The 1,326-nt window shown below is 37.6% G+C and carries 1 protein-coding gene; it reads right to left on the bottom strand.

The genetic code is table 11. The annotated features are described in order from the left end of the window. Positions 1 to 1,300: cache domain-containing protein (locus CYP77_RS09860; RefSeq protein WP_141090575.1), on the bottom strand; the 1,300-nt coding region annotated here is incomplete at its 3' end. Positions 1,301 to 1,326: the final 26 nt, after the last annotated feature.

Genomic DNA, 1,326 nt, shown 5'->3' with positions numbered 1-1,326 from the left:
CTTGGTTTTTATAAGTGTTTAGTAGATCAAGTACATCTTTACCATTACTTGAGATTGCATTTTTAAGAGCAAGTTGTAGATCTTTAAATGTGCTTTTTAGTTGATTTAGAGCTGGGTTATTAGTATCAGCTTCTAGGCTTGCTTCATAGTTGCCATCTTTTATCTCATTTACAAAGGTGTTGGCTTTTTGGATGAAGATACTTTGATCTTTCATGCCATCTTCAATGGCCTTTGTGTTTTTGTTTATTAGCTCTGCCATTTGACCAAATTCATCTTTAGATGTTATCTCTATAGGCTCTGCTTTATTTGTCTTATGATTTAGTAGATCAAAGAAAGATAGTAGGCCTGTTTTTAGTTTGAGGATGATTTTTAGGAGGTAAGAAGACATTAGAAGTGACACTATCACAGAGATGATGATCGCTGCTAAGATAACGCCGATAGCTGAGTAAAATAGCGTATGCAAATCTTTTAAAAGCACATCCTCGTCCATCTCGCCAAATAGGTACCAATCAAGGCTAGGGATATATTTTGAGCCAATTATCAAATTTCTCGTGCCGTTAAAGTGATGGATGACGCCGCCATTTTTATTCATCAAAACATCAAATTTCTCTTTGCCAAGGACGTCTTTTACATTTACTTTGCCGACCCTGTCGCTCTTTTCTATCTTTACGATACCACTTGAATCAACTATTAGGAATTTACTGCCCTCGCCCATGGTTTTTGAAGTGACTAAATTTACGATGTCATCAAGGTTCATACCTATCGCACTGACGCCATAAAATTTGCCGTCTTTTTCAACCTTACTATTTACATAAAGTGTTAGCGAGCCAGTGGCTTCTGAGACTTGGATGTTTAGAGAATTTATCTCTTTGCCGTTTTTAACGTCAAAATACCAGCTATCACGTGGATTGTCCTTGCTAAGCTGCTTTAAAATTTTGTCGTTTGTGTAGTAATTTAGTGTTCTATCAGAGACAAACATCGCCGTTGAGAGATTAAACGCCTTCATAAGGTCGGTGTTGTAGTTAAAAAGCGTTGCTAATCCGTCCTTTGGTTCGCCCTCGTCGATCCACTTTAGAAGATAGTCATTTTTGGTCATCTGATAAGAGGTGTTGATGATCTTGTCTATGGCATAGCCGATCTCACCTGCAACGTTTGAGACAGCTAGTGGTAGCTCATCTTTCACAACTTTTTCTGTATATAGATTGCGAGCTATGTTGTAACTAATGAGGCTAACGCCGATTAGTAGCAGCACGATCACAGCTGTCAAAATAACAGAAATTTTAATCCTTAAAGACTTCATAAATCACTCCTTGATCAATATTTGCG

It is taken from the genome of Campylobacter concisus (genome assembly GCF_002913865.1).
Taxonomy (GTDB): domain Bacteria; phylum Campylobacterota; class Campylobacteria; order Campylobacterales; family Campylobacteraceae; genus Campylobacter_A; species Campylobacter_A concisus_AM.
Note: the sequence above shows the minus strand (reverse complement) of the source record. Positions and strands in the feature narration are given on the sequence as shown.